6 protein-coding genes are annotated in these 5872 nt (G+C 70.5%); 2 read left to right on the top strand and 4 right to left on the bottom strand.

All coding sequences use genetic code 11. The features are described from left to right. The coding region (locus G6021_RS08535) for a DUF4112 domain-containing protein (protein ID WP_182641061.1) at nt 1–250 on the top strand (250 nt) is incomplete at its 5' end. Nucleotides 251–323: 73 nt separating this feature from the next. Here the strand turns inward: G6021_RS08535 and G6021_RS08530 are convergent. The 4 genes from G6021_RS08530 to G6021_RS08515 form a co-directional block, all read right to left on the bottom strand. Continuing rightward, complete coding sequence (locus G6021_RS08530; RefSeq protein WP_182641062.1) at nt 324–1379, bottom strand: hemolysin family protein; 1056 nt, start codon at nt 1377–1379, stop codon at nt 324–326. A gap of 44 nt (nt 1380–1423) precedes the next feature. Then, complete coding sequence (locus G6021_RS08525; RefSeq protein ID WP_179523670.1) at nt 1424–2782, bottom strand: hemolysin family protein; 1359 nt, start codon at nt 2780–2782, stop codon at nt 1424–1426. A 184-nt stretch (nt 2783–2966) separates the two neighbouring features. Next, nucleotides 2967–3845: a P1 family peptidase gene (locus tag G6021_RS08520; protein ID WP_182641060.1), complete on the bottom strand. Its 879-nt coding sequence runs from the start codon at nt 3843–3845 to the stop codon at nt 2967–2969. A gap of 53 nt (nt 3846–3898) precedes the next feature. Next, nucleotides 3899–5158, bottom strand: a complete 1260-nt coding sequence (locus tag G6021_RS08515; RefSeq protein WP_182641059.1) for an Ig-like domain-containing protein — start codon at nt 5156–5158, stop codon at nt 3899–3901. Nucleotides 5159–5408: 250 nt separating this feature from the next. Here G6021_RS08515 and G6021_RS08510 point away from each other — a divergent pair. Then, nucleotides 5409–5872: NAD(P)H-binding protein (locus G6021_RS08510; protein ID WP_241736479.1), on the top strand; the 464-nt coding region annotated here is incomplete at its 3' end.

The following is a 5872-nucleotide window of genomic DNA, read 5'->3' as shown; positions in this document are numbered from 1 at the left end:
GAACTACCTCGTCGACGCGGTGCTCGGCGTGATCCCCTTCGTGGGCGACGTGGCGGACGCCGCGCACAAGGCCACGTCCAAGAACCTGCGCCTGGTGGACCGGACCATCGCCGAGGGCAGGCGCGTGGACACCGACGCCCGCGGCTACCTGCTCCGCGCGGTCGGCGCGGTGGGTCTGATGCTGCTGGTGTTGATCGGCATGGCCGGGCTCGCGCTGTGGGGCCTGCTCAGGGTGATCGGGCTGTTCTGACCCCGGCCGGCAGGCCCCCGACCCCCCGGCCGGCAGCCCCCGGCCCACAGGTCCCCGACCCGCAGCCCCCGGCCTACACGGAGGTCACGGGCAGGAGGCGCCGCACCACGTCGTCCAGCGTGAGGACCCCCCTGACCTCGGAGACGTGGGTGCCGGGGTGGCCGCCGGATTGTTCGACGACGACGAGGTGTGCCCGCGCCTCACGCATCCGGCGGAACGCCTCGGCCACCGAGAGATCGTGCTCGAGGGACAGGCTCGGCCGCATGAGCTCCCGCGCCGTGGCCGCCGACTGGATGTTGATCGCGTCCCGCGCGTGCACCACGCCCACCGCGGTGTCGCTGTCCATCACCAGCAGGCGCAGGTGACCGGTGCGGCGGGCCGTCTCGCGGATCTCCTCGGGCGAGGCGTCCACGTCGACCGAGGACATCTCCTCCGGTGTGGCGGGGGTGTCCACGCCGCGCTCGCCCAGCAGGTCACCGACGGTGAGCTCCTGCAGCTCCAGTGCGTTGAGCAGCTGCCGGTGGTGGGTGTCGTCGAGCGTGCCGGCCTCACCGGAGTGGCGCACGAGCTCCCTCAGGGAGTCGGCGTCCTGCCCGGAGGCCACCTCGTCGCGGGTCTCCACCCCGATCCGGTGGAGGATCCGGTTGGCGAGGGTGTTGAGCATCACCAGCAGCGGGCGGGTGATCCAGAGGAAGCCCCGCATCGGTATCGCCAACAGCGTGGCCGAGTACTCGGGGTGCGTGATGGACCACGACTTGGGAGCCATCTCGCCCACCACGAGGTGCAGGAACGTGACGATGAGCAGGGCGATGACGAACGCGATGACGTCGGCCGTCCAGTAGGGCAGGCCCCAGCCGGCGAACACCGGGGTGAGCCAGTGGTGGACAGCGGGCTTGGTGATGGAGCCGAGCGCCAGTGCGCACAGCGTGATCCCGAGTTGGGATCCCGCCAGCAGGAGCGTGAGCTCGGAGGCGTTGCGCAGGGCGGCCCGGGCGGAGGCGCTCGACGCCGCCGCGTCCTCGAGGCGGTGGCGACGCGCGGAGATCAGCGAGAACTCGACGGCGACGAAGAACGCGGACGCCGCGATGAGGACGATCGTGGCGAGCACCACGACGAGCGGGTTGCTCATGAGGCCCGATCCGGCCTCGGCGGCGAGCAGGGTGGTGGTGGGGTTCATCGCGCGGCCTCCTCGACCACGACGTGCAGTTCGGCCGGCACGCGTCGTTCGATCCGGCGCACCTCGGTCCGGAGGACCCGGTCCGCGGAGAACTCCTCCAACACGTCCGTGTCGGGAAGGGGGATGTCGACACGGTCGCCCAGCTCGGGCAGGTCACCGGTCGTCTCGACCACGAGACCGCCGAGCGTCTCGGCGTCCACCTCGGGCAGGGTGATCTCGAGCAGGCGTTCCACCTCGTCGAGATGGGTGTCGCCGGACAGGAGCCAGCCCAGACCCTCGCTGACCGGGGTCCCGGCGGCGAGCTGGGGATCGTGCTCGTCCGCGATCTCGCCGACGATCTCCTCTGCCATGTCCTCCATCGTCACGACACCGGCGAAGCCGCCGTACTCGTCCACCACCACGGCCATCTCCGACTTCTCGGCGCTCAGGCGGGCGGCCACCTCCGGCAGGGGCAGGGAGGTGGGCACGATGATCGGCGCCCGCATCAGGGCGGACACCGCGGTGAGATCGGCCTGGTCGTCGTCGCACACCGAGAGCAGGTCGTGGAGGTCCACGATGCCGATCACGTCGTCGGAGTCGTCGCCGACGACCGGGTAGCGGGTGTGGCCGGTGGCCATCTTGGACAGGACCTCGTTGACCGTGTCCTCCGCGCGGACCACATCGGTGCGGCTCCGCGGGATCATGGCGTGCTCGGCGGGTTGTCCGGGGAAGTCGAGCATCCTGTCCAGCAGGTCGCTGAGCTCCTCGGACAACTCGCCGGTCTCTTCGGACTCGGCGACGATGTGCTCCAGGTCGCGGGCGGTGGCGGAGTGCTCCTTGTCATGCACCGGCTCGATACCGACGGCCTTGAGCAGCGCCTCGGACGCCTTGTCGAACAGACCGATGAGCCAGCCGAACAGAGCGAGGTAGATCGTGGTGGACCGGGCCAGCCAACGTGCGACCGGCTCCGGCTTGGCGATGGCCAGGTTCTTGGGCACCAACTCGCCGAAGATCATCTGCACGACCGTCGAGAAGAGCAGTGCCAGCACCGTGCCGACCACCACGCCGACTCCCTGCGGCACGGACGCCAGGCCGAGGAGTTCGCCGATCGAGCGGCCGATGAGCGGTTCGGCCACGTAACCGACGACCAGGGTGGTGACGGTGATACCGAGCTGGGCGCCCGAGAGCATGAAGGATGTTCGTCTGGTCACGCCGAGGACGCGTGCCGCCGCCGGGTCGCCCTTCTCCGCCGCGGCCCCCATCCGGGAGCGGTCGACGGCCATGAACGCGAACTCCTGGGCCACGAAGTAGCCCGTGAGCGCGGTGATCGCCAGGACCACCACGACTCCGACGAGTAGTGAGAGCGCGATACTCATCCGGTGTTCCCCCTTCCGAGAAGGGGGCTGATAGATCGGGCCGGTGTATCGGCTCGGCTCACTGGAGGTGCTCCTGCGCTTTCGTCGGGGTCGCCCACGGGCCGGTGCCCGGGGTGACTACCGATTGTCCCGCCCATCGCCGGAAATGTCGACTCCGTTCCGGCGTGTGGCGTCGCCGGGCGTGTCAGTGGCCGGCGGAGCGTATCGCCCGGGAGACGGCGTCCAGCGCCATCAGGCGGACCGTGTCGACGTCGGCGGCCACCTCGCCGGTGGCCACGGCGACGAAACCGTCACCGTCGTACCGGGTGTGCGGCGGAGTCAGCGCCCGGGCGAGCCCGTCGTGGGCGCCCTGTGCGACGACGAAGCACGCGGTCTTGTCCAACCTCGCGTTGGTCATCACCACTCCGATGGTGGTGTGGACCCGATCGGAGGTGTAGTCGAACGGCGGGACCAGGTTCGCGACACTGTCGAGGTCGACCTCGGTGCCGCCCGGGTCGACGTCCCCGTAGGCGTTCACCGCGCACAGCGCCCCCACGACCAGGTCGCCCAGTGTGCTCTCCGCGTACCGGATCCCGCCCGCACGGAGGTTCTCCACCCCGCGCCACTGCGACGTGAACGCCCCGGTCCCCGCACCGAGCTGCCCCACCTCGAACCGCGGCCCGCTCGCCGCGACCGCGGCGGAGTAGCCGTCCTCCGCCGTCGGCCGGACCTTCGGGTCGCCGACCCCGAGGTCGAACAGCGCCAGGGTCGGCACGATCGGGACGCGTCCACCGGGAGTGGGCACGCCCCGCCCGGCCTCCTCGAGGAACCGCATCACCCCCTCGGCGGCGGCCAGGCCGAACGCCGATCCGCCGGTGAGGAGGACCGCGTCGATCGAGGTCACGGCCTTGTCGGGGGCGAGTGCGTCGAGGTCGCGGGTCGCCGGGGCGCCACCGCGCACCTCTCGTGAGGCCACCGCCCCCTCGGGGAGGAGCACCACCGTGCACCCCGTAATCGCCGACGGGTCCGTCCAGTGGCCGATCGAGACTCCGGGCAGGCGGGTCCGGGGTGTGCGGGGCTCCATCGGGCAAAATTAGCGTGCCGACCATCCGACCGGCAACGGTGTCGACCGGCCCCTCAGTCGGCGGAACCCTTCTGCCAGGTGCTCCACGGAACAGCCCAGTCGCCGTTCTGCCAGATCCCCTGCTCCGGGCCGCCGGTGTTGCGGACCTCGACGATGTCCCCGGCGACCGCCTGGTCGAAGTACCAGGACGCGTCGTCCGGGGAGAGGTTGAGGCATCCGTGCGAGACGTTGGTGTTGCCCTGGGCCCACATCGACGAGGCGAGGGCGTGGAAGTAGATGCCCTCGTTGGTGAGACGGACCCCGTGGTCGACGGTCACCTTGTAGCCGACGTCCAGCGGCAGACCGTAGGTCGACGAGTCCATGAGCACCGAGCTGGCCTTGTCGAGGACCGTGTAGACGCCCCGCTGGGTCCAGAAGTGCATGCTCACACCGTTGTAGGTCGCCCACCCGCCCTTGCCCATCGACGTGGGCATGGTCTTGACCAGCTCCTGGTTGTGGAACACCGAGACCGTCTTGGTGACGTCGTCGGCGATGGCCACCCGTCGGTCACCGATGGTGAAGTCGACCTCCGCGCCCTCTCCGCCCCACTGGCCGCCGCCGAGGTTCCGGCCCTCGGTGTCCAGGTCCACGTGGACCCGGGTGCCGGTGGCGTAGTAGTCCCTCGGGCGCCAGTGCGCGGTGGTGTCGTCGAGCCAGAACCAGTTGCCCTCGACCGCGGGCTCGGTGGTGACCGTCATGTGCTTCTCCACGGTGGCGCGGTCGGCCACCAGCTGATCGAATCTGGCGCCCACGATGATCCCGACGCCGTACTCCCGGCCCGACTCCAGTGCGCCACCGCCCGGGGTGACCAGTGTGGGGCTGATGATGGACTGAGGATTGGCCATGGTGAACGTGCGAGTGTCGGTCCTCGGGCCCCCCGTCGCACCCCGATAGGTGACGTCCAGGGTGTAGGTGCGCCCGTACCCGAGGGTGACCGCCGGCTCCCACGAGGTCGCGTCCCGTGACAACTCGCCCTCGATCTCCTTGCCCGCGTCGTTGGTGAGGACCACCTCGGTCAGGGAACCGTTCTCGACCCGGGCCCGGACGCCGTCCACCACGGCGACCTCCGTGGCCCCGTCGACCGGGGTGACCTGGAGTGTCGCCGGAACCGGAGCCTGAGACGTCTCGGTCGGGGTGGTCTCCCCGGCCGAACCCGTGGGGACGGGGATGGTGCATCCGGTCGCGATGAGCAGGAGGGCGAGTAGCCCGGCGAGGAAGACGAGGGGGACCTGCGCCGCCGAGCGCGAGAGGTACCCGGACCGGGACAAGGACATGCGTGACTCCGAGACAGAACTGGGGGTGTACCGGTGAGCACCGGCTTATGTGCACATGATGCACGCCGGGTCCGACACGACGCGAACCCACACGGGCGCCTCCGGCGTGTCGTTGTGGAGTTGTGACCGGATCGGGCCGGGAGGTCCCCGAAATGTGAGCTGCGTCTCGGGTGGCGGGGTGCCGGCCACGGTCCCGCGCCACGCCACCGAGGAGGCGCACGGAGCGGGGCGGAGGAGTACAACGGAGGCCATGAGTATCGAACGCCCTGTGACCATCATCGGCGGCCACGGCAAGGTCGCCCTCCGCGCCGCCCGGATCCTGTCGGAGGCGGGTGCCCAGGTCAACTCCGTCATCCGGAATCCGGACCAGGCCGATGACATCCGCGAGGTGGGCGCGACTCCCGTCGTCGCGGATGTCGAGACGCTCGACGTGGAGGGCCTGCGGGAGGTGCTGCGCGACAGCGGCTCCGTGGTGTGGGCCGCCGGCGCCGGTGGCGGGAGCGCCGACCGCACCTACGCGGTCGACCGCGACGCGGCGATCCGCTCCATGGACGCCTCCGCGGAGGAGGGCGTCGAGAGGTACGTCATGATCTCCTATGACGGGGCCCGCACCGACCACGGGGTGCCCGAGGACGATCCGTTCTTCCCGTACGCCCAGGCCAAGGCCGCCGCGGATGCCCATCTCCGGGAGTCGGACCTGCAGTGGACGATCCT

Source organism: Dietzia sp. CW19 (genome assembly GCF_014145265.1).
Lineage (GTDB): Bacteria > Actinomycetota > Actinomycetes > Mycobacteriales > Mycobacteriaceae > Dietzia > Dietzia natronolimnaea.
This window is presented reverse-complemented; position numbering and strand designations above follow the sequence as displayed.

What these genes read in the sequence shown, in the direction of transcription:
- G6021_RS08530 (WP_182641062.1), bottom strand. Translation starts at nt 1,379, where the DNA reads ATGAGCAACCCGCTCGTCGTGGTGCTCGCCACGATCGTCCTCATCGCG.
- G6021_RS08525 (WP_179523670.1), bottom strand. Translation starts at nt 2,782, where the DNA reads ATGAGTATCGCGCTCTCACTACTCGTCGGAGTCGTGGTGGTCCTGGCG.
- G6021_RS08520 (WP_182641060.1), bottom strand. Translation starts at nt 3,845, where the DNA reads ATGGAGCCCCGCACACCCCGGACCCGCCTGCCCGGAGTCTCGATCGGC.
- G6021_RS08515 (WP_182641059.1), bottom strand. Translation starts at nt 5,158, where the DNA reads ATGTCCTTGTCCCGGTCCGGGTACCTCTCGCGCTCGGCGGCGCAGGTC.